The organism is Streptomyces sp. YGL11-2 (genome assembly GCF_050054615.1).
Lineage (GTDB): Bacteria > Actinomycetota > Actinomycetes > Streptomycetales > Streptomycetaceae > Streptomyces.
Genome location: NZ_JBNHIN010000011.1, coordinates 1 through 24,652, shown reverse-complemented (window position 1 = coordinate 24,652; position 24,652 = coordinate 1). Strand labels below are relative to the sequence as shown.

Genomic DNA, 24,652 nt, shown 5'->3' with positions numbered 1-24,652 from the left:
CCACAAGCGGCGCCGACCGCGTTCGGGTAGCTGCATACTCTGCGGGTCGCGCCTAACTGCCCCGTCAAGGCGGAGATCCACAGTCCACCGGTGATCAGCCGCACAGCTACCCCTTGACCTGGTCGTTCGCCGTTACGTGGGCCGCGGGGCCCACCCACCGCCCACGCCACGTCCACCAGCCCCATAACGAAGCACTGTTGACGGTCCATCAGTCCACGTCGAGTGGAGCCTAGGCCCACTTCCACAACGGACGCTGCGGACCGTGCGCCCGGGCCCGCTCCCGCCGCCTGTATGACTGTCAGTGTCCGCCGCTAATCTCCGTGTCATGAGTATGAGTGAGAGCGCAGACGCTGACCGCCAGTCGGTACGGCTCGCTTGGTGGCGCGCGGGTCCGCGGGGCCTTACCAAGCACATCACCCTCGACGGGCTGACGACCGCCTGCAAGAGGCGTTTACCTGCGCAAGCACATGTCACACCAGAGACGTCCGAGTGGCTATTGCAGAGCAACTGCTACAACTGCGCGCGCAGCCTGGAAGGCGAGTACAGGTCTCGGGGATACATCTGCCCTGCCAACGGCAAAGACTTCCCTCCACGCCGACAGTGTCCGCACGGCCGAGCAGCTAGGGATTGCATCCACTGCACTCCCTCGGCAGCGCAGAACTGGCCATGCCCCAACGGGTGCACCGACCCCGTCCACCACGACCCGCTGCATCGCTACACGAAGTGCACAGTGCACCCGCCCAGGCGGCAGCTGACTGCCGACGGGGCGTGTACTGGCCCATGCGAGTCGGTTGAGAACGCACTGCGCCGGGCGAACCCCAAGCTGTACCTCGACCTGGCCGACAGTGCCTTGATGACCTGCTACCACTGCGACAACGAGATTGAGGAGTGGTGGGAAGAATGACGGGCCGCCCTCAACACACCGCGCCGCTGCTGGGCAAGGCGCCGGGACAGCGGTGCAGCCCAGTAGCGCACGCTCCTGGGGGAAACGCCTAAGCGAACAGCACTGCGAGGCGTCGGTCAGGGAAAGCAGTTCGTCAGAGGTCTCGCGACGCTTGCGAACTGGGGCACTTACCCCTATCCATCCCCCTTGGGGCAGCCATGGCGGTTGCTGCGGGCGGGGCGATAAGGGCGATAAGCCGTCTGACCTGCGGTTTTCTAGGGGCGATAAGGGGTGCGATAAGTCGGTGGGCGACGAGGTGGGGGACTTACCGCCCCACTTACCGCACCCCATATCGCCCCGCCGTTTCCGCAGGTCAGCGGGCCTATCACCCTTACCACCCTTACCGCCCTCAGCCCACGCAGGTGACGACCGTGGTCGGCCCTTACCGGGGCGTCGGGTGCGGACATAGCCGGACTGGTCGAGCACTTCGGCAGTCCATCCAAGATCACCCCCGCGCATACCGTCTGACCTGGGGTTTTCCACCGCTACAGAGAGGGGTAGCCACACCCCGTCCACGTCTCGTCCTGATCTTGAAAAATCCCCGCCCGGAACGACCGAAGGAACCGTGACCGTTGACCACTACGCTGGTACGCACCACGGCAGAACGGAGAGTGTTCCGCGAATGGGACCGAAGACGACCAAGGTCTACGAGACGCTTCGCGAACGGCTGGCCTCCGGCCAGTCCCCTCAACGACGCTCTTTCGCTGGCGTGTTGACCAGGGCAAATAGCAACTCGGCGCCGCACTAGACCGTTTGCCGTCCACATCTCGTCCAGAGAGCCCGTGAAAGCAGCCCCTACGTCTGTCAGTGGGGCCACATACCATCCTCGCCATGACGCTACGGGAGTACTTGCACAAGGTCGCCTCTACGTACGATCGGACGGCCGGTACCGGGTCGCCAGCTTCGAAGCTGCTGAGATCGGCGCCCTCCGTCTTCGAGCCATATGTTCCCGCGAGCTACATCATCAAGGGGAGCGGGGGGAATGGAGCGGGGGCCTTCTGCCCGTGGGTGTCGTTCTTCGACCCCGACGAGACGACCACTGCAACGCGCGGCATGTACCTCGTCTACCTCTTCGCGGAGGACATGAAGACGGTCTCACTCAGCCTGAACCAGGGCGTTACGGAGCTGCGAGAGACGTTCGGAGGCCCCGAGGCAGAGAAGCGCCTTCGAGGCGAGGCCGCGGCTATCCGAGGTTCGCTTGCCGGCGAAAAGACCTTGGGGTTGGAAGACGTCATCGACCTTGGCGGCAGGCCTGGCCTGCCGCGGGCTTACGAGGCCGGGAACATCCTCGCTTGTGTCTACGAGATCGACTCTCTGCCGAGTGAAGAGACGTTGAAGACCGACCTTCGTCGGATGATCCAGCTCTACCAGGACGCCTTGGTCCTGCGTGAGGACCTGCGGAGCACCACGCGAGATGTGATCACAACGATCAAGCCGAAGGAGACTGGCGAGCAAGACCCGCTCCTTCACTTCGCCCCCAAGAGCGATGACGAGTACGTCCAAAAGATCACAGGACGCGTGATCAAGAAGAGTCGCAAGCACGAGACCCTAGTTAAGCGCTACGGGATCTTCCTCGCCGACGCGGGGTTCGCTGCTGGGACGAACGTTCACCCTCGCGACATCGTCGCCAGGCACGATGGCAGCGATTGGCTCATCGAAGCCAAGGTGGTCCGCCGGGGCAACGTCAGCCACGCCGTGCGGGAGGCAATCGGTCAACTCGCCACGTATGCCTTCCTGCTCTACCCCGCGGACGCTCAGCCTCGGCGTATGGCGCTGTTCACTGAAGCCATCGGCGATGTGTACGTGCGCTTGCTCAGCCACCAAGGAATCGCATCGGTCTGGCCCACGGAGGACGGTTGGGGTGGTTCGCCAGAGGCCGTGAACGCAGGCCTCGCTCAAAAGGAGGCCTAGCCAGCCGCGCGAAGGACTAAGCCCCCGGAGAGATTCAGTGTGGAGACAAGGGCAACCAGAGGCGCCCCTCCGAGAGGTTACGTCCCGAGCAACATACTCTTGAACGTCTCAGGCTTCGGGAAGCCGTCCTCAATGGCGCGGAGTAGCCCGACACGAGCCAGCTCCCCAGCAATACTCCTTCCTTCTTCAATGTCGGAAGGCGCTGGGTATTTTCCGCCGTGCACAAGACGGCTCCGGAGAGCATAGAGGTTGAGCAATTGCTTCACGACTTCCCGGCGTCCACTCTTCTTCGGCGCCAAAAAATGCGCGCCGTGCATTCGGAAGCGATATCCCAAGTCCCCGTGACGAGCGTCACTGTCATAGGGAAGTAGCAGTGACTCGAGAGCGACTACGAAGTCCACAACTGCATCAGCGGAACTCTGACGTGCGACTCCCTGATAGAACCTATGGAGAGCAAAGTCATGCACAGAAGCCGGCTCATCAATGTTGTACTTCTGGAGCCTGTCGGCTGTTGCCCGAACTTTCTCAAATATGGTCGGCGTCAACGGTCGACGCCTTCGGGCAATTTCCAGCATCCTTACTGGCATGCGAGAGATGCCCACACCTGCCCAACGTGGATACAACTCCGTACGTGCCTCACGGCCACCCAGCGTGTATCCATGCAGGTAGAAAGCGCAAAGCCATGTATTTACTGCTGCCCTGATGTCGGGATTCTGTGCCGTCCGGGGGGTCTGCACCATGAATGACAGACCCACAGCGGGAAGCTCAAGGAACGGGTTTTGCGCGCCGACCCCCCAGGTTTCGAGCAAATCGCCCTGGTCTTCCTGTGAGAGCGGGTAAACCCTTGCATCACCGCCAGCCAGACCATTTTTACGGGAAGCAGGGAGGGAGATACCGGCCAGCGGAATCATGACCTGATAGGTAAGCTCATCCGATCGCGCGAATTCTATTACGTCGGCGGCGAAGGCTGCCGCATCCTTTTCGCTAACTACGTCGAGGCGCGGCAATGCTCGCAGATGGTAGTGCAACGCGAGCAGGAGAACATGACTCAGGGTCCACGGTCCCGGATCCTCTTCATATTCAGGCAGCGGCGGTGATTGATCAGATGCATCGTGCGTGAGCATCCACCCGTGATTGTAGTTCCAGGGAGAAAAGAAGGGTAGATGCACACCCGGCAATTGGACCAAGTGTTCGGCGCACCGTGACGCCATTTCTACAACATCGGATGTCAACAGGGGCGCGTAGCGGAATAGCGGGACGTTTTGATTGGCAAGGATATTTTTTTCCACATTACGCTCGAAGCTTTGCCATCCGTTCCCGTCATTGTGCCGCTGCACATAGACCTGACTAACAGGCATTGCAAAAGGAGCACCGAGAGACCGCACACGTTCGGCTGCCGCAGCGCTCGCGGCAAGAAAGAGAGCTTTGAGTTGGCCGTGGAGGGCGCCCGTCGTCATTTACGCAGCATAACGATTCCCATGCTCCCTCAGGGGATGTTTTTCGAAACCTGCGGTTTTCTGGGGGTGATAAGGGGGGCGGTAAGACAGGCCGTCGACGGGGCGCCCCCGGCGAGTCCACCCGGTCTCGCAGTGCGCGATACCCGGACAGCTTGTCCGGGGCGATTCGCATCAGAGCCTGTCCGCGCGGAGTGGTGGGCGCCGCACACGCCGATCGCGCCAAGTCGCCACCGTGCGAGGCGACTTCGGCGAAACTGCTTCGATGAACGAACTCCTGAGGCTCCTACTCGGAGTGGTGTACCTCCTGGGCCTGCTGGGTGGGCCCATCGGCGTTAGATGGCTCTGGAAGCACCCGCAGTCACGACCGTCGCGCTGGATACGCCGCAACATGGTCGATCCGATAACCACCCGCTACGTTGCGTGGGGCGATCGGTGGGCACGTCGGAAGCTGGAGAGTGCGTGCCGGAATCTTCCCCCGACTCTTCCGAACGTGCCATGGCATGAGTGGCGCTACGTCGCCACGCCAGTGAGACGGTGGTGCGCCGTCGCCCCATCTGCAGCCGTTAAACACACCTTCGAACTGGTGATTCTGGCGGTTGCACTGCTCAAAGCCGGCACGCTCGTGAACGAAATCCGGTACATCTGGCTCAACCCCCCAGGTTCGAAGGGGCCCCGCCATCTGACCGGAGACCATCTGGTCGATAACGTACTGAACAGCCCTGCAACCGGCTACGCCGAGAAGCGCGGGGACGGCGCCCTTGACCCGCTTGCCAACCTGGTGCACTCGGTCCGGGATGTGGCACACAAAGTGGAATCGGGAGTATCCGCAATCACACACCCTTGGGTGGACCCCGTGGCCACGGCTACGACGGCAGCCGCGCTGGTGTTGCTGGTCATGTTCCTGACTGCCCTGCGGACGGCCGCGACCCTCTTTGCTCGGATGAACGACGCCGATGAGGTCCGGAATCGGCAAGAGAACCGGCCACGGCCGATCCCGGCGAAGCAGTTGGGTGCGTCCTTGCACGTCCGTGGCGGGGAGACAGCCCAGTGGCGGCCGGTGGTGCTACTCCTAGTCGCCTGCGAGAGCGTCGGGCGAGCCTACAAACGATGGGATACAGGCGACCCTCTGGTAGCCCCGCGGGTGAACCTGGCTGCTGCCGAGCGGGCGGTTTGGTCGGCGTGGCGAACTCGACACGCCCGTCTACGTCGCACGCGCCGACACGCGATGAAGGAACACGCCGCGCTGGTGGTCGGAGCCTTGCGGACGGTGGAGGCAAGGCAGGACACCGAGGCGGACACTGGGCAGGTTTTCGAGGACATGGCACGCATGCTGCTGAAGATTGCCCAGCGGTATGGCGAGGGCCGCACGCTGGCCCTGTTGGACCCCGAGGACTTGAGGGGAGTCACCCCGGCGGTGAACCGTGAATGGGTGCGCCTGGCCGTCCTCGGCAGCGTGGTGGTGGGTACGGCGGCAGGCGCGAACCTGTTGGGGGTGCCGGCCCCGGCGAGCGGGCCACTTATCGGCATCGTCAGCCTAGTGACGGTCGGCGTGCTGTACGGAGCCCGCCTAGTGGGCACGGAGCTTATCGACGTCATGCGGGGCACGGGCCGCAAGTGATCTAGTCGGTCGAGGCCAGCGCAAGTAAGGGTCTGCGTTCAGCGCTCTGGCCGGACACACCCGGACTCCTCCACGACACTTGCGGGCTTGGGGTGCCCATTCCTGCCTCTCCTCCCTGGCGAGCCATGGCGGTTGCTGTGGGCGGGGCGATAAGGGCGGTAAGGGCGATAAGCCGTCTGACCTGCGGTTTTCTAGGGGCGATAAGGGGGGCGACGAGGGGGGCGACGAGGTGGGGGACTTACCGCCCCACTTACCGCCCTCAGCCCACGTAGATGATGACTGTGACCGGTCGGCCCTTGCCGGGCAAGGCGGCGTCAATCGACGCTGCCTCGCGCGAATCCGCCGTCACTCACCGAGGGCACGCAGATGCTGGGCAAAGTCCTCGACGAGGCTCGCCAGCACAGCCTTGCCCTTCTCTGCCGTGGCGTGCGAGGGAAACCCGATGACCCCTGACTCCGTGTACGCCTTCATGCCATGAGTCAGGAGGAACGGCCGCGTACCCCCGTCGTGGTCCGCGGTCTCGTAGCCGGGGCGTACAAGGGACGGTTCGGCGTGCAGAAGTATCGAGGTCTCGATCTCCCCTGCGTGCATATCGCTGAACGAGTCCGAAACCAGGCCGGCACGCTCGCGGGACCGCTTCCATTCGCGCGACTGCGGGAAGAGGGTCATGCGCGCCTCGGTCAGGTTGGCTTCCTGGACGATGTTGGAGAGCACGTAGTTGCCGCCGTGCGCGTTGACGAGCACGAGCTTGCGGACACCGGAGGCTTCCAGCGACGCGGCGATGTCCGTGATCAACGTGTGGAGCGTGCGGGCGCTGATACTCACTGTCCCCGCCCATGTTCCGTGCTCGTGGCTGCATGCGATCGTCACGGGCGGCAACGCGAGGACGGGGTACGCTGCGGCCAATTCGCGGACGATGATGCAGGCAATCGCGGTGTCCGTGACGAGCGGCAGATGTGCGCCGTGCTGCTCGTACGAACCGATCGGGAGAACGGCGACTCGGGGCGACTGTTCCTGAACGTCGGTGGTGGTGATCGTGGGAAGCAGGTTCACGGCTCTCCTAAGTCGGGTCAGGGCGCCTTCATAGTGCCCAAGGTGCGGCTGAGTTCCGCAACCTCCACAAGCTTGCGGAAGGGCGAAAGGTGCGTTTGCAGTCGGGTCAACTCTGCCAAGATGCGCGCTGAGCCCGTCGCTTGCGCAATGCTCGCCGCCTGCGAGGCTGCGTGAACGGCGCCTTCGAGGTCTCCGAGCTGCGCATACGCCGTGGCTAGACGAGCGAGGCAGAGCCCGCGGTCACGTTGCTGCTGAGCGGGCCACCGCGTCAGACTCTCTTCGAGAGTCCTCACAGCGTGTTGCGGACGTTTGAGTTCAAGCGCGCAGTTGGCCGCTTCCATCTCGATGTACGAGACCGAGACGTACGTGGCCAGCCCCTCGTCCTCATCGGGCGCCTTGTCGGCAAGCGCCCGAGCCTGGTCCAATGCGCGGACGCTCTCGTCCGCATCTCCCAGCAGAGCCAGGGCGCTGGCGCGAGCCCGAAGAGCGACCGCCCGCACTTGACTAGGGAGCTTGCTCGCGTGCTTCAGGGCGGCATTGGCCAGGCCCTGGGCATAGCCGGCCTGCCCTGCCTCGCCCGCGATGTTGCTGCGTCGCTGAAGGATGTAGGAACTCAGCGTCGGATCGTCGAGTTCGTATGCGTAGTCGAGCGCACGATTCGTCCACAGCATCGCCGATTGCGAATCACCGGTGTCCTGATAAAGCCACCCGAGGAATTCCGAGTACCGCGCCCCCACCCGAAGCACGTCGCTGCGGTCGGGACCCGAGGTGTCCGTGCAAAGCTGCTCGATCAGCGGCACTTGGCTCTGAACCGCCGGCACGAGGAATCGCGGCCCGACCAACGGTTCAGCCTGAGCATGTTGGACGAACACCGACCGGAGGTAGTCCAGCACCTCCGGGGTAACCGTCGGAGCCGTGATGCGGGGACTCGGAAGCATGGGCAAGGCATCAAGCTGGGAGGGCGCGGTCTCCAGAGCGAATCCGAGTTCGGCCCTGGTCGCCTGGTAGACCTCGCAGAAGAGCACCTGGTAGTCGTCCCCCGGAGGCCGGCGGCCGTTCTCGAACATCGATATCTGAGTCTTCAGGCTGGACCGCGACGGCAGGTCGATACCGAGACGCTCGGCGGCGTCCGCCATCGCGTCCATCAACTCATTCTGGGACATCCCAGAAGCCTTGCGGGCGGCCTGCAACTTCGTCTTCATCGCGCCCCCAGCGTCAGGCGATGCGGCGGACTCACATGATGCCCCAATACCACTGCTGACGTGGGGAGTTAACAGTTAACGCGGCGTGGGTGTTAACCCCTGTCCGCTGTCAACGGGCGCGACTTGAGGCTTACTGGTTCTCGTCAGCGCGACCGGAGTGGCCGGCTTCCAGCCTCTCAACCCGCTCGCGAAGCTCAGAGAACTGGGAGGTGACATGCTTCAGTTGCTCCTGAAGGTCTCGCAGACCTGCGGCGGCCTGCTGTGCCGTGGGCTCACCCTTAGCCGGGTCGATCACGTACGTCCCGCTGCCCCGGCGCCCTTCGACTAGCCCGTCCTCCGCCAGCTGCTTGTAGGCGCTCTGCACCGTCATGAGAGCCACGCCCAGCGCTTTGGCAAGGCCCTGGGCGCCGGGCAGCCGGGCACCGGGCCCGTACAAGCCATCGGCTATGTCGCCCCGGAACTTGGCGGCGATCTCCTTGGCTGTTGGGGGCTTCTCAGGCTTCCAATCCATACCTAGAGCGTATCCAACCTAGGTCATTTCCTTCGCTTGCCCCCGGAGGCTTGACGCCTCGAAACCAACCTAGGTAACTTTCTCTGCGTGAGGGAGTTACCTAGGTAACCCACCCGCGGCACTCCGGCGCGCCCCGTGGAGACAGGGCTCGCGACAAGGGGATACCGCGCTCATGCCCGGCGGCGGTACTCCCCACCAAGGTCGCCCGCCGCCGGAACCCTCCCTGCCCGCCCGATTACAGGAGCACCTGTGCGTACGTACATCGGCAACCAAGAGATAGCGAGTGACACCGAGTTCGAGGAGCTGGCGTTCGGCTTCGACGAGTTCCCGCTCGGCATCGACCATGACCTGTTCCGCGGTCCCCTCGGTGGGGAGTCGCCGGAGGAGCAGGCGGCGCGGCTGGACGTGGCTCGTGAGGTTCTGCGGGATCTGCGGGAGCAGGGCAAGGCGGGCGACGAGATCGCCGCGTGGGATGCGCTCTACGCCGACGCCCTGACCGCCGTCGCGCCGCTTTGGATCGTCCGCGGCACCGGCCGTCTCGTAGGCCAGGAGGTGGCGGCGTGAGCGCGGGAACGATGGCCGCGCAGGCGGCAACGCTGACGTGCCTGGCCGGGATTGCGGTCAGCCACCCGGACCTTCCCGGCGCCTACTTCACCGCCAGCCGGATCGTCCCGAACGAGCTGAGCGTCCAGCTCGACAGCCCCAGCAAGGTGGAAGCCTGGCGCGAGGCGCTGAACGTCCCGGTCGAGAAGGTCTTCGCGGACCGGATCGGCGACCGGCCGTCGCTGGAGTTCCGGGCGACCGTCTACCGGGTGGCGTTCCACGTGTACGCCGTCTACGAGGTGGCCGCGGTGGAAGCGGGTGCGGCATGAACGCCACGATCGCGGCGCTGTCCGTCGCGCCCGTCGCCCTCGGCTGGGCGGTCCACAACATCGTGTGGCGTCGCCGGATCGAGGCGGCCCGCCGGTGTCCGCTGACGGGCCTGCCTACCCGCGCCGTGTTCGAGGTCCAGGCGCCTCGGCTGCTGGCGGCCGGGACGGCGGTGCTGGTCATCGACCTGGACGGCTTCGAGGCCCTTAACGATCGCCACGGCCACGCGGCCGGCGACGCTGCGCTGACCACCGTCGCGCACGTGCTGGCTGCGACCGCGGCCGTCATGGACGGTTGCGCGGCGCGCCTTGGCGGGGACGAGTTCGTTCTCGCCCTGCCGATCCAGCACCCCGACGACCTGCCGTTCGAACTGGCAAGCCTGCATGCGTGGTTGTGCGAGCCGTTCACCTTCGAGGGCGAGTCGGTGTCGGTCGGGGCGTCGATCGGCGCCGTCATGGTCGGCCAGGGGCCCGTCCCGCCGCTGGATCGGCTGATGCGCCGGGCCGATGAGGCCATGTACGCGGCCAAGCAGACCGGCGCCGGCTGGTTCATCGCCACCGACACCACCCCGGTCCTGCCCACCACCAACGGCCGCCGCGCCGGCCGCCGAGGCACCACGGGCGGATCGGAGGCGGCAGCATGAACCGCGTCCTGTGGCGTATCGCGTTGGCGGTCGTGTCGCTGGCGGCTCTGGGAGTGACCGGCTGGTCCCTGTACGCCGTGGCACGCCACTATCAGGCCCCCGGCCCTGTGGGGTGGGCCGCGGTGGCGGTGTTCGACGGCACCGCCTACGCCTGCCTGCACCTGGCCTCCGAAGCCTCCGCGGCTGGTCGCTCTGCGGCCGGGGCGCGTCTGGCCTCGCTGTTCATGGCCGCGGGTTCGGTCTACCTCAACCGCTTCCACGCCCAGCTCATCGACGGGGGCTTGCCCGCCTGCCTGCTGTTCTCCGTGCCGACCCTGGCCCTGCTGGCAGTCTCCGAACTGTCCTGGGCAGGGCCGCGCGCCGAGGCCCGCAGGGGCCACGGTGAACAGCCCTTCCGACTGCCGCAGTTCGGTGGTTGGGCGTGGCTGCTGGCACCGCGCACCGCGGGGGGCAGCATCCGCCGCCGGGCCCTGGCGCACATCGAAGATGCCGGACGGCCCCCTGTGCCGAGTCCGGACAAGCCCCGGACAGCGACGGACCAGTTGCGCGAGCACTTCGCGACGATGGAAGCGGCTGAGGCGATCCGCATCGCCCACGCCTCCCAGCCGATGCTGCCTCCGGCGGAACTGGCCTCGCTGCTCGTCGGCTACGGCGTCCACGTCGATGCCGTACAGGTCGCCTTGGCCCTGCACGGCACTCCGACGGAGATCACCGTGGACCGTCCGGACAGCGTCCGGACAACCCCGGCCCCGGCCCAGGAAGCTGAGGCAGACACCGAGTTGACCAGGGCGGACATGTTGTCCGGGCGCCGTCCGGAGTCCGTGACCGAGGCGGTGCGGCAGCTCGTTCGCCGCGGCATCACCGACAAGGGCGCGGTGGTGTCCATCACCCGGGATGTCCTGGGCCCGGACACGAATCCGGACACGATCCGCCGCACCCTGCAACGCGAAATCGACAAGCACACGGGAGCGATCGACGGCGTGGGGCAGGGCGGAGGTGGCTACGCATGAGCGAGCCGATCGCCTACGCCGCCCTGTGGCGACCGGTGATGGATGCGGCGGGCTGGCGGTGCCAGTGCACCGGACAGTGCGGCACCCCGCACCGCAAGGGCGACGGCCGGTGCGTGCGCGAGCACGACCGGCACGCCAGCAAGCACCGCAGCCCCATCCACCTCATCGCAGCACCCGCCGACCCGACCACCCCGCCCCTGGCCGCGGCCCGACTCAAGGCCCGGTACCTGAGGGCCTGGTGCCCGGACTGCCACACCGCCGCCGGCCGCGCGGCCCGCAAGACCCGCAACAGCGCACCGGCCCAGGACACCTGCCTGTTCGACCTCTAACCACACCCGCCCGGGGCCGGCGCGCCCCGGGCCCAACAAGCCCAGGAGTGCTCGTGAGGCGCACTGACCCCATCCGCATGCACAGCGAGGAAGCCACGGCCCACAGCCAGGCCGCCGAAACCGCCGTCGAGCCGACCCGCACATGGCTGCTCGAAGGGGCCGACGACCACCAGGCCATGGCCGACGCCGCCCGCCTCGGCGACTACTACTACGACGAGTTGGAGGACTGACCGTGCCGCGCACCAAGCCCAGCCCTGAGCAGCGCGAGAAGCACAACGCCCGCCGCCGGGCCAAGCGCCTTGCCGACCACCGCATGCGCATGGCCACCCACGCCGCCAGCGAGATCGTCAGCTGGGAGTGGGACGGCAAGCGGCCCGTCACCCCCGGCCGGGTCATCGCCAAGACCGCCGCCATGTACGGCAACTACCGCCAGGTCCGGGACCGGGCGATCACCCCGGCCGAGGCCGTCGCCGCCCTGGACATCGTCCTCAATCGCTGACCACCGCTCGCTGCCAGCTCTGACCTGCACCGGTTGCGTACAGCCGGGGCCCGGACGGTCGGCCGTCCAAAGCGTCGTCCGGGCCCCCTTTTTACCCCACTCGACAGAGGGAGCAGACCCACCGTGTCTGATGTCCATGTCACTGGCCAGCCCGAAGAGCCCGAGCGCCCTGGCGCCGAGGTCTTCGACATCCTCACCAAACGCCCCGCTACCCCCGCCCCTCAACCTGCCGAAGAGCCCGTTCCCGCCCCGCCGGCCGAGCCGGACGACGAGGACGAAGAGGCGCCCAAACTGCGGCCGGTCGACTCGCCCGACCTGCCCTCGCCCGGCGTCACGACCTACAAGCGCAAGCCGATCCTGCCGAGTTGGCTGCTGTCCAAGCCGGGGTTCGTCTCCACCGTGCAGCGGGCCGCCAGCAACGCCTTCTACGCCACCGTCTTCCACGGCATTCGCACCCCCTGGTACGCGTTGCAGCTCGGGCTGATGGCGCCGCGTGGTGTGGCCCGCCGGGTACGGGAGACCAACCGGTGGATGTGGGACGCTGAATCCGCGCCCTTGCGGGCCTACGAGGTGGAGCACGAGAACACCGCCGAGTACTTGAAGCTGACGCGCCAGCGGGACCGGCGCGTGCGACTGCGGGTTCTGGTCACGACCGCCGCCATCATCTTCGGCGCCGCATTCGCACTGGCCATGTACGTCATGGCCCCCGGCTGGCTCGCGGTCCTGGCCTCAGCCGCGGTGCTGGTCGCCGGATTCTGGGGCGCTCCCCAGGACCGGCCCGTCATCGGGCCCGCGGTGCTGAAGACCGAGCTTCAGAAGCTCACCGGGCCGATCGTGCTGCGGGCGCTGGACAACATCGGCAACGCGAAGCTGTCGGCCGCGATCAAGAAGGGCGGCGACATGAACGGGCTGCGCTTCACCTCCGAGATCACCCGGGACGGCCCCGGATACCGCGCGGACCTCGACCTTCCCTGGGGCGTCACCCCGGACGACATCATGGAGGCCCGCAAGCCGCTCGCCTCCGGACTGCGACGCAAGGTCGGCTGCGTGTGGCCCTCAGCCGACCCCGAAGAGCACGAGGGGCGCCTGATCTTGTGGGTTGGCGACAAGCCCATGAACGAGACCAAGAAGCCCGCCTGGCCGCTGCTGAAGTCCGGGCAAGTGGACCTGTTCAAGCCGGTCATCTTCGGCAACGACCAGCGCATGAGCGACGTGGCCGTGACCCTGATGTTCGCCAGTGTGGTGGTCGGCTCCGTCCCGCGCATGGGCAAGACGTTCCTGATGCGGCTGTTCCTGCTCATCGCCGCACTCGACCCGCGCGCCGAGCTGTACGCGTTCGACTTCAAGGGCACCGGCGACTTCGGCGCCCTGGAACCGGTCTGCCACCGCTACCGGGCCGGGGACGAAGACGAAGACATCCTCTACGTCCTCCAGGCGCTGCGGGAGCTGCGCCAGGAGCTGCGCCGGCGGGCGAAGGTCATCAAGTCCCTGCCGCGCTCACGCTGCCCGGAGTCGAAGGTGACCCCGGAATTGGCGAACGACAAGGCCCTTGGCCTGCACCCCATCGTCGCCGGGTTCGACGAGTGCCAGGTCCCCTTCGAGCACGAGAAGTACGGCGCCGAGATCGAGGAGATCGCCACCGACCTGGGCAAACGTGGTCCCGCGCTGGGCATGGTGACCCTGTTCGGCACCCAGCGCCCGGACGCCAAGTCCCTGCCGACCGGCATCAGCGCGAACGCGGTGCTGCGGTTCTGCCTGAAGGTCATGGGCCAGCCCGCCAACGACATGGTGCTGGGCACCTCGATGTACAAGGCCGGATACCGGGCCACCATGTTCTCCCGCACCGACCGCGGCATCTGCTGGATGGCCGGCGAAGGAGACGACCCGCGCATCGTCGCCTCCGCGTTCGTCGACGCAGTCGCCGCCGAACAGGTCGTAGCGCGGGCGCGCAAGATGCGCGAGGCGTACGGCAACGTCACCGGCCACGCCATCGGCCAGCAGCCCGAGAGCGGAGAGCCCACCTTCGACCTGCTTGCCGACATCCTCAAGGTGGTGCCGGCCGACGAGAAGAAGGTCTGGAACGAGAAGGTCGCCGCCCGCCTGGCCATTCTGCGGCCGGAGGTCTACGGCAGCTGGAAGGGCGAGACCGTCACCGCCAACCTCCGCGCGCACGGCATCACCACGCAGGACGTGTGGGGCACCACCGACGCCGGCAAGGGCACCACCCGACGCGGCATCGCCCGCGCCGACATCACCACCGCCATCACGAAGCGTGACGGAAAGGGGCCCGGGAGCTGACACGCACCGCTGCTAGACCTAGCGGCCATCGCTGCTAGGTCTAGCACCCCCGCTAGCAACCCACACCGGCCCTGATCAGCAACCTCGCACCTAGCACCCCACCTGCGAAAACACCGGAAAACCAGCCGGGAAGGCACCCCATGACCCCCATCCTCCTTGCTAGCGCCTGCCTACTCGTCGTCACTCTCGGTTACGCGAGTCTGTGTGCGTCATCGCCGTTCGGCAACTGCCGCAAGTGCCGCGGCTTCGGCTTCGCGATGAAGACCGACCGCAAGGGACGGCCCAAGCGCGGCAAGCACTGCCGCCGCTGCGACGGCCACGGCAAGCGCATACGCATCGGACGCCACCTCTTCAACCTCTGGCTCCGCATCTACCGCGACGGCACCAACACCCCCACCACCCAGCAGCCCACCCGGAAGGGATGACCCCATGGCCATCACCGTCTCCCTCGTCGCCCTGTTCGGACTCGTCCTGTTCTTCCTGCTCCGCTCCAAGACCCTCGGCTGGGGCTCCGCCTTCATCGCCATCATGTTCGGCTTCTTCCTCGCCTCCACCGGAGCCTCCGGCCCCATCAACCAACTCACCCACGCCGTCATCGACGCCATCGGCAAGCTGTAGGAGGCCCGGCCGTGAACGAACGCACCACCGCCCGCCACTGGCTGGCTGCCGCGGCCCCGAAAGCCGCACCGGCCATCGCCACCTCCACCGTGCTGATCCTGGCCCGCATCTGGAACGCCAACGGCGCCGAACACTCCGTCGGCAACGCGGTGTTGATGACCGTGCTCGCCGCCGCAGCCGCAACGGCCGGCGCGTTCGCCTCCGTCGGGTGCTCCGGGGACGGGGTGCTCGCAGGGACCGCGTTCGCCGCCTCCGGTGGGCTCGCCCTGGCCGGAGTCGCCGGATACGCCGACGGTCTCTCTCTGCCGCTGCTGCTGTGGGCCCTGGCAACTGCCGTCGCCTACGGCCTGGCGGCCCGCTACTGGCGCACCGACCGCCGCGAAACCCTCGCCCACAAACGACGCACCGCCGAGCGGCGCGAGGAGCACGCCCATGTTGAGCGGGTCGAGGCGATCCGCGGGCGGACGCAGATCGAGGTGGCTCGCGAAGCCAGCACCTACGCAGCCGCTCTGGCCGAAGCCATGACTGCCCGCGCCACGCTGCCGGGATACAACCCCGCCGTGCTCGAAAAGGCGGGGCTCCCCGAACTCCCCACCACATAGCAACGCCGCGGCGGCGGTACTCCCCACCAAGGTCGCCCGCCGCCGCGGTTCTCCCTGCCCGTACGAGACAGAACAGGAGGCTTCCATGATGGCATCCGAGCCCGCCCATGAGCCGTTCGGCAATGTGCTCCCCCTGCACAGCAGCCCCGAGAACCGCAGCGGACTCGTCCTGCCCCAGGACCTCGACGCCGAACAGGCCGTCGTCGGCGCCATGATGCTCTCCGCCGACGCCATCACCGACGTGGGCGCCGCCATGGACCCCGCGGACCACTACCGGCCCGCACACGAGACGATCCACCGCGCAATCCTCGACCTGCACGACAGCAGCCAGCCCGCCGACCCCATCACCCTCGCTCACCACCTCGGCAAGCGCGGAGAACTGGCCCGCATCGGCGGCGCCACCTACCTCCACACCCTCATCCAGGCCGTCCCCACCGCCGCCAACGCCGAGTACTACGCCGAGATCGTGCACGAAGCGGCCGAACGGCGCCGCCTGATCGAAGCCGGTACCCGCCTCGTGCAGGCTGCCTCCACACGGAGCACCGACGCTCAGACGCTACGTGCCGCGGTCCTTGAGGAGATCGCTCAACTCACCGTCGACACCGCCGAGGCCGAGACGGACACCGCACCGGCCGGGCCGCCCAACCCCCTCTATGACCCGCACCCCGGGCTTGTCCGCCCGCAGCGACCCGGCCCCACCCCGCACCCCGATGTGTTCTGCGGATGGGTCGGCGAGACCGTACGAGAACTGGACCCCACCACCGAGGCGGACCCCGTCGCCGTACTGGTCAACCTGCTCTCCGCCGCCGGCGCCGTCATCGGCCGCCGCCCCCACCTGATGGTGGGCAACGACCGTCACCCCTGCCTGATCTGGGCACTCACCATCGGCCCCACCGCCGCCGGCCGCAAAGGCTCGGCGACCTCCACCACCCGCCGCGTCCTGGCCGAGGCCATGCCGGACTTCTTCGGCCCCGAACACACCCCCCGCGGGCTCAACTCCGGCGAAGGGCTCATCGAGTACGTCAAAGACGACGACAGCGACGACCCCACCCCCGCCAGCCTCGACAAGCGGCTGTGGGTCCTGGAATCCGAGTACGCCGTCACCATGAGCCGCGGCCGGCGCGAAGGCTCCAGCCTGCCCGGCGTCCTGCGGCAAGCCTGGGACGGCGATTCGCTCGGCTCGATGGTCCGTGACTCGCTCAAGGCCACCGATCCGCACATCGCGATCCTGGGGCACATCACGCCCGAAGAGTTCCGCGCCAAGATGCAGGACTCCGAGATGGCCGGCGGCACCTACAACCGCTTCCTGCCGATCTTCTGCCACCGCAACCTGATCCTCCCCGGCTCCCGCGGCGCCAGCCCGGAACTGGTCGCCAACCTCGCATCCGGCTGGCGTACCGTCCTCGCCGACGCCGCGCGCGTCGAGAAGGTCAAGTTCAGCGACGACGCATGGGACCTGTACTGCCACAAGGTGTACCCGGCGCTCAGCGACGACTCGGCCGGCGGAGTCATCGCACAGTTCACCGCCCGCGCCGCCCCCTACGTCCAGCGCGTCGCCATGGTCTACGCCCTGTGCGACCACACCGACACCATCACCGAACAGCACATGCGGGCCGCCTGGCACCTGCTCAACTACGCCCGCGCCTCCGCCGTCCACCTGCTCGGCAACATCAGCGGAGACCCCAAGGTCAACAAACTCGCCGACGCCGTCCGCGCCGCGGGACCGGACGGGCTCGCCGCCGACCAGATCCGCCGGCTGTTCAAGAACACCACGCGCGCCGACCGCGACCGGCTCACCGCCGAACTGCTCGACCAACCCGGCTACGTCCGCACCCAACGCCCCGGCAAGGGCCGACCGACCACGGTCATCACCTACGTGGGCTGAGGGCGGTAAGGGCGATAAGGGTGATAAGCCCGCTGACCTGCGGAAACAGCGGGGCGATAAGGGGTGCGGTAAGTGGGGCGGTAAGTCCCCCACCTCATCGCCCACCGACTTATCGCCCCCCTTATCGCCCCCCTTATCGCCCCTAGAAAACCGCAGGTCAGACGGCTTATCGCCCTTACCGCCCTTATCGCCCCGCCCACAGCAACCGCCATGGCTGCCCCAAGGAGATCCAGCATGACCACCGCATCCCGTCGGCGCCGCTCCCCCATAGACGAGTGGCTGCCGCTGACCGACGCGCTTGAAGAAATCGGCATCAGCCGCGCCACCTGGTACCGCTGGCGTGACCGCGGCTACGGGCCGGAGGCGAAGCGCACGCAGACCGGCCGCATTCGAGTGCGCCGAAGTGTCCTGAACGCCTTCCTCGACGAAATGGAGGCCGCGTGACCGAGTGGAGCTACACCGTAAAAATCTGGGCCATCCGCAAGCGCGACTACCGGAAGCCCTACCAAGTCCGCTGGAAGGTGGGCATCCGCCCGCACTCGGAGTCGTTCCTCACGCTGGGCCTGGCGGAGAGCCGCCGAGCCCAGCTCATTACGGCGGCCCGCGAGGGCGAACCATTCGACGTAGACAGCGGCTTGCCAAAGTCCCTGGTCGCCAAGGAACGGGACATCTCGTGGTACGAGCACGCCCGCAACTACATCGAGATGAAGTGGGACCACTCCCCCGCCTCCACACGGCGAACGCTGGCCGAAGCCATGGCGACCGTGACCCCCACGCTGGTGAAGGACACCAAGGGCATGCCCGACGCCAGGGTCGTCCGCGCCGCCCTCTACAGCTGGGGATTCAACAAGAACCGCTGGAAGGAGAACGCCCCGGCCGACGTCGCCAAGGTGCTGGACTGGTTCAAGCGCAAGTCGCTGCCCACCTCCGCACTCGCTGACCGTCTCCTCGTACGGGCAACCCTGAACGCTCTCTCCAAGAAGCTGGACGGCAAGACAGCGGCGGCAGGGACGATCCGACGGAAGCGAGCGATCTTCCACAACGCTCTTGAGTACGCGGTGGAGGCCGAACTACTCACCGAGAACCCGCTCTCCCGTGTCCAGTGGAAAGCACCCGAACAGGTGGCAGAGGAGGTGGACCCGGCTTGCGTCCCGGCCCCCGGGCAAGCCGCCAAGCTCTTGGCTGCCGTACGCGATCAGAGCCCCCGTGGTCGCCGTCTGGTGGGGTTCTTCGGCTGCATGTACTACGCCGCAGCGCGCCCGGCGGAAGTCATCGGGCTACGAGTCCAGGACTGCGACCTACCGCGCCGCGGATGGGGCATGCTCCGGCTCAGAGAGACGCGCCCCCGCTCGGGCTCGGCCTGGACGGACAGCGGCGAAGCTCACGACAAGCGGGGGCTTAAGCACCGTCCGCGGAAGGCGCTCCGGCAGGTTCCGATACCGCCCGAACTGGTCGCCTTGCTGCGCTGGCACGTCACCGCGTACGGCACGGCTCCCGATGGCCGGCTGTTCCAGACGAATCGCGGTGGGCTGGTCCAGGACACCGGTTACGGCGAAGTCTGGGCGGAGGCTCGGTCACGGGCCCTGTCCCCCGCCGAACGCGCGTCCTCGCTGGCCAAGCGCCCGTATGACCTTCGTCACGCGGCGGTGTCCACGTGGCTCAGTTCCGGTGTGGAGCCACAGCTCGTGGCTCTGCGCGCCGGCCACAGCATCACTGTGCTGTTCCGCGTGTACGCCAAGTTCCTCAGCAACGGAGATGAGGCCGCGAACGCCAAGATCTCCACTCGTCTGGGGCAACACGGCTGACGGGCGGGGAATCCCGTCCACGGCCCGTCCACACACCCCGAGACAGGGCGTTCGAACGCGAGACAAGGCGAGACAGTCTTTGCCACATGGCAGGGCATGACAAAGGGCCCGTGACCTGCTGTTTCAGCAGGTCACGGGCCCTTTGCTTTCCTGTGGCGGCGCCAGGATTCGAACCTGGGAAGGCGAAGCCGGCAGATTTACAGTCTGCTCCCTTTGGCCGCTCGGGCACACCGCCAGGGTTTGCCGCCGGGAGTTTCGCTGTGGGGCGATGCTCCGTGGCAACGACGTAAACCATACCCGATGGCTGGGGGTGGTTCGCCACTCGATTGCGGAGCGCTGGATCTTGGCCGGGTGGCTAGGCTTGGCAGGCGGTCCGGGAAGGACCGCACCTCTGATGGATCTACGTACGAGGAGCCAACTCAACATGGCCGACTCCAGTTTCGACATCGTCTCGAAGGTCGAGCGGCAGGAGGTCGACAACGCCCTCAACCAGGCCGCCAAGGAGATCTCGCAGCGCTACGACTTCAAGGGCGTGGGCGCGTCGATCGAGTGGTCGGGCGAGAAGATCGACATGCGCGCCAACGCCGAGGAGCGCGTGAAGGCCGTACTGGACATCTTCCAGTCCAAGCTGGTCAAGCGCGGGATCTCGCTGAAGGCCCTGGACGCCGGCGAGCCGCAGGCGTCGGGCAAGGAGTACAAGATCGTCGCCTCGATCGAGGAGGGGATCTCGCAGGAGAACGCGAAGAAGGTCGCCAAGATCATCCGCGACGAGGGCCCGAAGGGCGTCAAGGCGCAGGTGCAGGGCGACGAGCTGCGGGTCAGCTCCAAGAGCCGCGACGACCTCCAGTCGGTGCAGCAGCTGCTGAAGGGCAAGGACCTGGACTTCGCGATTCAGTTTGTGAACTACCGCTGAGAACCCCGGATTCGGGGTACCTTGCGCGGTTGGGCGGATGGGGCGGTGCGACACGGGGGCGCACCGCCCCACCGGCATTTGAGGCCGCGACCGGGGCGCACCGATCCGCCTTGACCTCAACTTTGGTTGAGATTGCAGGGTGAGGACATGACCTCTTCGCCTTCCACTTCTTCGCCGTCCCCCACCTCTCCGGCTCCCGCCTCCCCTTCGTCTCCCTCCTCCCCATCCCCCTCTACGCCTTCTTCTTCCGGCGGCTTTCGTGCCGACGTCTTTCCGGAGATACGGCGGGCGGATGCCGGTGCCGTACTGATCGCGGAATGGGACGCGGGGAGCCCCGAGGGGCAGCGGGCCGTGCTGGACGGCGTCGCGCGGGCCTGGGAGGAGACGCCGCTGCCGGACGGGTTCCTCTCGCAGGTGCTGTTCGCCGGGACGGACGGGCGCAGCGTGCTCAACTACGGCCAGTGGACGAGTGGTTCGGCGCACCGGGAGTTCGTGCGCACCGAGGGCACCGGGCTCGCGGAGCGGATCGCGGCGGTGCTGGACCGCGTCGGGGACGTCGCTGATTACGGGCCCGGCCGGTTCCGGCTGCACGGCAGCCTGCTCCTGCCGGAAGGCGAGGCGCCGGCGCCGGGCTGCGTCGTACGGGTCGCGTTCCGGACGGCGGGGCACGAGCCCGCCCGGCGGCTCGTGGACGGGCTGCTGGAGATGTTCGGCGGGCGGCAGAGCGGGGACGGCGGGATCGCCTCGCACTTCCACATCAGCGAGGACGGTACCCGGGTCGTGAACTACAGCGAGTGGACCGACGCGCAGTCCCACGAGCGGGTGGTCGCCACCCAGTTGCAGGACGGCGGGGCGGTGAAGCGCTTCATCGCGGGCGTGGAGGGCGTCGAGCCGCTCGGATTCCGCCGGTACACGGCTCCTCGCGGGCTGGTACGCGCCTGAGGCGGCATCAGGCGGTGCGCGGCCGGTCCGCGGGGGCGACGTCGCGGCCGAGCGGCAGCAGGGTGATCGGCTCCGGGCGCCGTCACCACGACGGAGTAGCGCAGCGTGATCATGGCGTTACTGGTTCGTTAGCGCGGTGATCCCGGCTCAGGACCGGGACCAGGACAGGAAGGACGTTCCGTCGTGGGTAAGACAACGCGTGTGGTCGCGGGCGCCCTCGGGGCCGGTGCGCTGCTGCTGTCGGTGGCAGGCACGGCCAGCGCCGGGGGCCAGGGTGGCGAGTACTTCGATCAGCACATTCACTGCGCGCCGTCATTCAGCTTCAGCCTGCTGCCGTCCCTCACACCCGGTGAGGGTTGCCGCACGAACATCTTCATCGACAACCAGAAGAGGATCGCCAGCATCGTCCAGAACGCGGGGGGCAGCATTTCCGGCACCGTCGTGACGGACCCGATCGGCCGGTTCGGCCGGGGCGGCCTGGGCGGCCGGGGCGGCCGCTGACACCATCGCCGCACCCCGGAGCGCGTTGCTCCGGGGTGCGGCGTCGTGCAGGGCGTACCTGCGCGTTACGTTTCAGCGGGTGGCGTTTCAGCGCGTTGCGTTTCAGCGCGTTGCGTTTCAGCGGGTCGCGAAGGGCTGATCGGTGGGGCGATCTCGCGGCCGAGCGGCAGCAGGGAGATCGGGATCATCTTGAAATTGGCGATCCCGAACGGGATCCCAATGATCGTCACGCACAGCGCAATGCCGGTGACGATGCGCCCCAGGGCCAGCCACCAGCCCGCGAAAACGATCCAGATGACGTTGCCGATCACCGAACCGGCACCGGCGTCACGCCGCTCCACAGTGGTGCGGCCAAAGGGCCAGAGGGCGTAGCCGGCGATACGGAACGACGCGATACCGAACGGGATGCTCTTCCGAGGGTCAGCATCGCGCAACAACGCCACTCGGGTTCTGCCTCACGGTCCGACCAGCGACTTTCCTCGCCAGGGCGGGTGCTCCGAGCACCCGCCCTTTCCTGTTCGGCGCATCGCGAAGGGCTGGTCGATGGGAACGGTCTCGCGGCCGAACGGCAGCAGAGGATCACCTCCGGGCGCTGTCACCACGACGGAGTAGCGCAGCGTGATCAGGACGTTACTGCTTCGTTAGCGCGGTGATCCCGGCTCAGGACCGGGACCAGGACAGGAAGGACGTTCCGTCGTGGGTAAGACAATGCGTGTGGTCGCGGGCACCCTCGGGACCGGTGCGCTGCTGCTGTCGGCGGCAGGCACGGCCAACGCCGGGGGCCAGGGTGACGAGTACTTCGGTCAGCACATTCACTGCGCGCCGTCATCCAGCTTTTTGAGCCTGCTGCCGACCCTCACGCCCCGAAACGGTTGCCGCACGAACATCCTCATCGACAACCAGAAGAACATCGCCAGCATCGCCCAGAACGCCGGGGGCAGCATTTCCGGCACCGTCGTGGCGGGCCCGATCGGACGGGGCGGCCGGGGCGTCCTGGGCGGACGGGGTGGCCTGGGCGGCCTTGGCGTCCGCTGACACAACCGCCGCACCCCGGAGCGCGTTGCTCCGGGGTGCGGCGTCGTGCAGGGCGTATCTGCGCGTTACGTATGGCGCGTTGCGTTTCAGCGGGTCGCGAAGGGCTGGTCGGTGGGGACGATCTCGCGGCCGAGCGGCAGCAGGGAGATCGGGATCATCTTGAAGTTGGCGATCCCGAACGGGATCCCAATGATCGTCACGCACAGCGCAATGCCGGTGACGATGTGGCCCAGAGCCAGCCACCAGCCCGCGAAAACGATCCAGATGACGTTGCCGATCACCGAGCCGGCACCGGCGTCACGCCGCTCCACAGTGGTGCGGCCAAAGGGCCAGAGGGCGTAGCCGGCGATACGGAACGACGCGATACCGAACGGGATGGCTCCCCGAGGGTCGGGATCGCGCAACAAGGCCGATCCGGTTCTGCCTCACTGTCTGACCAGCGACTTTGTTAGCCAGGGCGGGTGCTCCGAGCCCCCGCCCTTTGTCGTTCAGCGAGTCGCGAAGGGCTGATCCGTGGGCACGATCTCGCGCCCGAGCGGCAGCAGGGAGATCGGGATCATCTTGAAATTGGCGATGCCGAACGGGATCCCAATGATCGTCACACACAGCGCGATACCGGTGGCGATATGGCCCAGGGCCAGCCACCAGCCCGCGAAGACGATCCAGATGATGTTGCCGATCACCGAGCCGGCGCCAGCGTCGCGGCGCTCCACGGTCGTCCGACCGAACGGCCACAGGGCGTAGCTAGCCATACGGAAAGACGCAATACCAAATGGAATCGTAATAATCAGGACACAGCAGATGATTCCGGCGAGGGCGTAGCCGAGCGCCATCCAGAATCCGCAGAGGATCAACCAGAGAACGTTGAGGATGAACTTCATGATCGGCAGCCTTTCACGGGCACATCGGCGAGCGCTTCTGGCCTGGTAGACGCGCCCACCGTCGCCAACCGTTGCGCCGACAGCGCCACAGTCGGCTTTCTTTAAGTCTGCCGCAGGCTGGCCGTGCTCAAGGTAGTGCGGGTCAGCCTGGGCTCGGGCCGTGAGCGCTGCCCTTACGCGGCGGGCGAGCCGGGATGGCGTCCCGCCGAGTGATGTAGCCGGTCAGGGGCGTAAACGGGTGGGTATCCACCCAGGGCCTGCACCCGCTGCCGACTACTGCTCCCCGAACAAGGGGCAGGCCACCGCGCAAGCTGTCCGACCCTGCGGCCCGTCAGGGCGGCAACAGCCGACTGCCCGCCAGAAGCAACTGATTCCGCCCCGAATCCGGCAAATGGCGTCTCTGGTTTGTCACGGTGGCTCGCTTTATCGAACCACCTGCCAACCTGCGACGTTTTAGGCCCTCTTGTCGGCCTCTGCTCTCGCGTTCTCAGCTTCCGCTGCTGCGTTGGCCCGCTCGTAGGCAGCTGCAGCACGTAGCCACACGGATCGCACCTCAGCGGCATCTGCATCGGCGGCGGTTAGGGTAACGGCAAGTTCTCCCAAAGCCTCACCGGCACGGAACGGATCCTTTGCTGCATCCAGCAGCGCGGCGGCGCGTTCACCAGCGGTAGCTGCCTCATGAAAACGCTGCTGTGCGCGGAGAACAGTGCCGAGGTTGTTCCAGGCAGTGGCTTCGCCGTGAGTGTCGCCTTGTTCATGGAACAGGGTGCGGGCGGTTTCGTGGGCGGTGATGGCCTCGTCGAAGCGCCGCACTCCACTGAGGGCTAGGCCCAGGTTGTTCCAGGCAGAGGNGTGTCGCCTTGTTCATGGAACAGGGTGCGGGCGGTTTCGTGGGCGGTGATGGCCTCGTCGAAGCGCCGCACTCCACTGAGGGCTAGGCCCAGGTTGTTCCAGGCAGAGGCTTCGCCGTGAGTGTCGCCTTGTTCATGGAACACGGTGCGGGCGGTTTCGTGGGCGGTGATGGCCTCGTCGAAGCGCCGCACTTCCCTGAGGGCTGCGCCAAGGTTGTTCCAGGCTCCAGCTTCGCCGCGGGTGTCGCCTTGTTCATGGAACAGGGTGCGGGCGG

Annotated in this window: 28 protein-coding genes, 1 tRNA gene and 1 pseudogene; 20 read left to right on the top strand and 10 right to left on the bottom strand. The window is 67.0% G+C overall.

Features of this window, described 5'->3' with window-relative positions:
• Positions 1–1,774: 1,774 nt before the first annotated feature.
• Positions 1,775–2,854: an MrcB family domain-containing protein gene (locus ACO1BR_RS14820; protein ID WP_426795533.1), complete on the top strand. Its 1,080-nt coding sequence runs from the start codon at positions 1,775–1,777 to the stop codon at positions 2,852–2,854.
• Positions 2,855–2,931: 77 nt separating this feature from the next.
• Here the strand turns inward: ACO1BR_RS14820 and ACO1BR_RS14815 are convergent, their stop codons facing one another.
• Entirely contained in the window at positions 2,932–4,311 is a 1,380-nt protein-coding gene (locus ACO1BR_RS14815; RefSeq protein WP_426795532.1) for a hypothetical protein, read from the bottom strand.
• Between the two features lie 583 nt (positions 4,312–4,894).
• On the opposite strand from ACO1BR_RS14815, the gene ACO1BR_RS14810 reads away from it, so the two are divergent.
• A complete protein-coding gene (locus ACO1BR_RS14810) occupies positions 4,895–5,929 on the top strand; it encodes a hypothetical protein (protein WP_426795531.1) in 1,035 nt (344 codons plus the stop codon).
• A gap of 345 nt (positions 5,930–6,274) precedes the next feature.
• Here ACO1BR_RS14810 and ACO1BR_RS14805 read toward each other — a convergent pair whose 3' ends face one another.
• The 3 genes from ACO1BR_RS14805 to ACO1BR_RS14795 form a co-directional block, all read right to left on the bottom strand.
• Entirely contained in the window at positions 6,275–6,982 is a 708-nt protein-coding gene (locus ACO1BR_RS14805; protein ID WP_426795530.1) for a creatininase family protein, read from the bottom strand.
• Positions 6,983–6,999: 17 nt separating this feature from the next.
• A complete protein-coding gene (locus tag ACO1BR_RS14800; protein ID WP_426795529.1) occupies positions 7,000–8,184 on the bottom strand; it encodes a helix-turn-helix domain-containing protein in 1,185 nt (394 codons plus the stop codon).
• Between the two features lie 130 nt (positions 8,185–8,314).
• Positions 8,315–8,695 carry a GntR family transcriptional regulator gene (locus tag ACO1BR_RS14795; RefSeq protein WP_426795528.1) on the bottom strand — a complete coding sequence of 127 codons (381 nt, stop codon included), beginning with the start codon at positions 8,693–8,695 and terminating at the stop codon, positions 8,315–8,317.
• Positions 8,696–8,944: 249 nt separating this feature from the next.
• Between ACO1BR_RS14795 and ACO1BR_RS14790 the strand changes: the two genes are divergently transcribed.
• The 14 genes from ACO1BR_RS14790 to ACO1BR_RS14725 all read left to right on the top strand — a co-directional run bounded on the left by ACO1BR_RS14790 (position 8,945) and on the right by ACO1BR_RS14725 (position 19,254).
• Positions 8,945–9,259, top strand: coding sequence for a hypothetical protein (locus ACO1BR_RS14790; protein ID WP_426795527.1), 315 nt, complete (start codon positions 8,945–8,947; stop codon positions 9,257–9,259).
• Positions 9,256–9,567 (top strand): hypothetical protein, encoded by a 312-nt coding sequence (locus tag ACO1BR_RS14785; RefSeq protein WP_426795526.1) that lies wholly within the window; start codon positions 9,256–9,258, stop codon positions 9,565–9,567. Before ACO1BR_RS14790 ends, ACO1BR_RS14785 begins: the two co-directional genes overlap by 4 nt.
• The gene (locus ACO1BR_RS14780) at positions 9,564–10,208 is read left to right on the top strand and encodes a GGDEF domain-containing protein (RefSeq protein ID WP_426795525.1); all 645 of its coding nucleotides are present in this window, start codon (positions 9,564–9,566) and stop codon (positions 10,206–10,208) included. The genes ACO1BR_RS14785 and ACO1BR_RS14780 overlap by 4 nt, the downstream gene beginning before the upstream one ends.
• Positions 10,205–11,218, top strand: a complete 1,014-nt coding sequence (locus ACO1BR_RS14775; RefSeq protein ID WP_426795524.1) for a DUF2637 domain-containing protein — start codon at positions 10,205–10,207, stop codon at positions 11,216–11,218. Before ACO1BR_RS14780 ends, ACO1BR_RS14775 begins: the two co-directional genes overlap by 4 nt.
• On the top strand, positions 11,215–11,547 hold the full coding sequence (locus tag ACO1BR_RS14770) for a hypothetical protein (protein WP_426795523.1): 333 nt from the start codon (positions 11,215–11,217) through the stop codon (positions 11,545–11,547). Before ACO1BR_RS14775 ends, ACO1BR_RS14770 begins: the two co-directional genes overlap by 4 nt.
• Before the next feature lie 53 nt (positions 11,548–11,600).
• Entirely contained in the window at positions 11,601–11,777 is a 177-nt protein-coding gene (locus ACO1BR_RS14765; RefSeq protein ID WP_426795522.1) for a hypothetical protein, read from the top strand.
• Between the two features lie 2 nt (positions 11,778–11,779).
• Positions 11,780–12,046 (top strand): hypothetical protein, encoded by a 267-nt coding sequence (locus ACO1BR_RS14760; RefSeq protein ID WP_426795521.1) that lies wholly within the window; start codon positions 11,780–11,782, stop codon positions 12,044–12,046.
• 123 nt (positions 12,047–12,169) lie between these two features.
• Positions 12,170–14,344: a cell division protein FtsK gene (locus tag ACO1BR_RS14755; RefSeq protein WP_426795520.1), complete on the top strand. Its 2,175-nt coding sequence runs from the start codon at positions 12,170–12,172 to the stop codon at positions 14,342–14,344.
• A gap of 140 nt (positions 14,345–14,484) precedes the next feature.
• On the top strand, positions 14,485–14,769 hold the full coding sequence (locus tag ACO1BR_RS14750; protein WP_426795519.1) for a hypothetical protein: 285 nt from the start codon (positions 14,485–14,487) through the stop codon (positions 14,767–14,769).
• Between the two features lie 4 nt (positions 14,770–14,773).
• The gene (locus ACO1BR_RS14745) at positions 14,774–14,962 is read left to right on the top strand and encodes a hypothetical protein (RefSeq protein WP_426795518.1); all 189 of its coding nucleotides are present in this window, start codon (positions 14,774–14,776) and stop codon (positions 14,960–14,962) included.
• A gap of 11 nt (positions 14,963–14,973) precedes the next feature.
• On the top strand, positions 14,974–15,564 hold the full coding sequence (locus ACO1BR_RS14740) for a hypothetical protein (protein WP_426795517.1): 591 nt from the start codon (positions 14,974–14,976) through the stop codon (positions 15,562–15,564).
• Between the two features lie 85 nt (positions 15,565–15,649).
• Positions 15,650–17,449 (top strand): DnaB-like helicase N-terminal domain-containing protein, encoded by a 1,800-nt coding sequence (locus ACO1BR_RS14735; protein ID WP_426795516.1) that lies wholly within the window; start codon positions 15,650–15,652, stop codon positions 17,447–17,449.
• Positions 17,450–17,683: 234 nt separating this feature from the next.
• Positions 17,684–17,893 (top strand): helix-turn-helix transcriptional regulator, encoded by a 210-nt coding sequence (locus ACO1BR_RS14730; protein WP_426795515.1) that lies wholly within the window; start codon positions 17,684–17,686, stop codon positions 17,891–17,893.
• The gene (locus tag ACO1BR_RS14725; protein ID WP_426795514.1) at positions 17,890–19,254 is read left to right on the top strand and encodes a tyrosine-type recombinase/integrase; all 1,365 of its coding nucleotides are present in this window, start codon (positions 17,890–17,892) and stop codon (positions 19,252–19,254) included. The genes ACO1BR_RS14730 and ACO1BR_RS14725 overlap by 4 nt, the downstream gene beginning before the upstream one ends.
• Before the next feature lie 153 nt (positions 19,255–19,407).
• Here ACO1BR_RS14725 and ACO1BR_RS14720 read toward each other — a convergent pair.
• Positions 19,408–19,489: transfer RNA gene (locus tag ACO1BR_RS14720), tRNA-Tyr, on the bottom strand.
• A gap of 189 nt (positions 19,490–19,678) precedes the next feature.
• Here ACO1BR_RS14720 and ACO1BR_RS14715 point away from each other — a divergent pair.
• The 3 genes from ACO1BR_RS14715 (at position 19,679) to ACO1BR_RS14705 (ending at position 21,610) form a co-directional block, all read left to right on the top strand.
• The gene (locus ACO1BR_RS14715) at positions 19,679–20,167 is read left to right on the top strand and encodes a YajQ family cyclic di-GMP-binding protein (protein ID WP_426795513.1); all 489 of its coding nucleotides are present in this window, start codon (positions 19,679–19,681) and stop codon (positions 20,165–20,167) included.
• 351 nt (positions 20,168–20,518) lie between these two features.
• Positions 20,519–21,109, top strand: a complete 591-nt coding sequence (locus ACO1BR_RS14710; RefSeq protein ID WP_426795512.1) for a hypothetical protein — start codon at positions 20,519–20,521, stop codon at positions 21,107–21,109.
• Between the two features lie 183 nt (positions 21,110–21,292).
• Positions 21,293–21,610, top strand: a complete 318-nt coding sequence (locus ACO1BR_RS14705) for a hypothetical protein (protein ID WP_426795511.1) — start codon at positions 21,293–21,295, stop codon at positions 21,608–21,610.
• Positions 21,611–21,727: 117 nt separating this feature from the next.
• Here ACO1BR_RS14705 and ACO1BR_RS14700 read toward each other — a convergent pair.
• Positions 21,728–22,020 (bottom strand): annotated as a pseudogene (locus tag ACO1BR_RS14700) (YccF domain-containing protein); the annotation flags it as partial.
• Positions 22,021–22,324: 304 nt separating this feature from the next.
• Between ACO1BR_RS14700 and ACO1BR_RS14695 the strand changes: the two are divergent.
• On the top strand, positions 22,325–22,645 hold the full coding sequence (locus tag ACO1BR_RS14695; RefSeq protein WP_426795510.1) for a hypothetical protein: 321 nt from the start codon (positions 22,325–22,327) through the stop codon (positions 22,643–22,645).
• An 86-nt stretch (positions 22,646–22,731) separates the two neighbouring features.
• Here the strand turns inward: ACO1BR_RS14695 and ACO1BR_RS14690 are convergent, their stop codons facing one another.
• The 4 genes from ACO1BR_RS14690 to ACO1BR_RS14675 form a co-directional block, all read right to left on the bottom strand.
• Positions 22,732–23,049: a YccF domain-containing protein gene (locus ACO1BR_RS14690; protein ID WP_426795509.1), complete on the bottom strand. Its 318-nt coding sequence runs from the start codon at positions 23,047–23,049 to the stop codon at positions 22,732–22,734.
• Positions 23,050–23,133: 84 nt separating this feature from the next.
• Complete coding sequence (locus ACO1BR_RS14685) at positions 23,134–23,526, bottom strand: YccF domain-containing protein (protein WP_426795508.1); 393 nt, start codon at positions 23,524–23,526, stop codon at positions 23,134–23,136.
• Between the two features lie 453 nt (positions 23,527–23,979).
• On the bottom strand, positions 23,980–24,339 hold the full coding sequence (locus ACO1BR_RS14680) for a tetratricopeptide repeat protein (RefSeq protein ID WP_426795507.1): 360 nt from the start codon (positions 24,337–24,339) through the stop codon (positions 23,980–23,982).
• Between the two features lie 11 nt (positions 24,340–24,350).
• Complete coding sequence (locus ACO1BR_RS14675) at positions 24,351–24,569, bottom strand: tetratricopeptide repeat protein (RefSeq protein ID WP_426795692.1); 219 nt, start codon at positions 24,567–24,569, stop codon at positions 24,351–24,353.
• Positions 24,570–24,652: the final 83 nt, after the last annotated feature.

Bases quoted from the DNA above. Each gene is read 5' to 3' on its own strand.
- ACO1BR_RS14800 (WP_426795529.1), bottom strand. From the start codon at position 8,184: ATGAAGACGAAGTTGCAGGCCGCCCGCAAGGCTTCTGGGATGTCCCAG.
- ACO1BR_RS14775 (WP_426795524.1), top strand. From the start codon at position 10,205: ATGAACCGCGTCCTGTGGCGTATCGCGTTGGCGGTCGTGTCGCTGGCG.
- ACO1BR_RS14795 (WP_426795528.1), bottom strand. From the start codon at position 8,695: ATGGATTGGAAGCCTGAGAAGCCCCCAACAGCCAAGGAGATCGCCGCC.
- ACO1BR_RS14745 (WP_426795518.1), top strand. From the start codon at position 14,774: ATGGCCATCACCGTCTCCCTCGTCGCCCTGTTCGGACTCGTCCTGTTC.
- ACO1BR_RS14730 (WP_426795515.1), top strand. From the start codon at position 17,684: ATGACCACCGCATCCCGTCGGCGCCGCTCCCCCATAGACGAGTGGCTG.
- ACO1BR_RS14715 (WP_426795513.1), top strand. From the start codon at position 19,679: ATGGCCGACTCCAGTTTCGACATCGTCTCGAAGGTCGAGCGGCAGGAG.
- ACO1BR_RS14770 (WP_426795523.1), top strand. From the start codon at position 11,215: ATGAGCGAGCCGATCGCCTACGCCGCCCTGTGGCGACCGGTGATGGAT.
- ACO1BR_RS14820 (WP_426795533.1), top strand. From the start codon at position 1,775: ATGACGCTACGGGAGTACTTGCACAAGGTCGCCTCTACGTACGATCGG.
- ACO1BR_RS14780 (WP_426795525.1), top strand. From the start codon at position 9,564: ATGAACGCCACGATCGCGGCGCTGTCCGTCGCGCCCGTCGCCCTCGGC.
- ACO1BR_RS14685 (WP_426795508.1), bottom strand. From the start codon at position 23,526: ATGAAGTTCATCCTCAACGTTCTCTGGTTGATCCTCTGCGGATTCTGG.
- ACO1BR_RS14815 (WP_426795532.1), bottom strand. From the start codon at position 4,311: ATGACGACGGGCGCCCTCCACGGCCAACTCAAAGCTCTCTTTCTTGCC.
- ACO1BR_RS14750 (WP_426795519.1), top strand. From the start codon at position 14,485: ATGACCCCCATCCTCCTTGCTAGCGCCTGCCTACTCGTCGTCACTCTC.
- ACO1BR_RS14735 (WP_426795516.1), top strand. From the start codon at position 15,650: ATGATGGCATCCGAGCCCGCCCATGAGCCGTTCGGCAATGTGCTCCCC.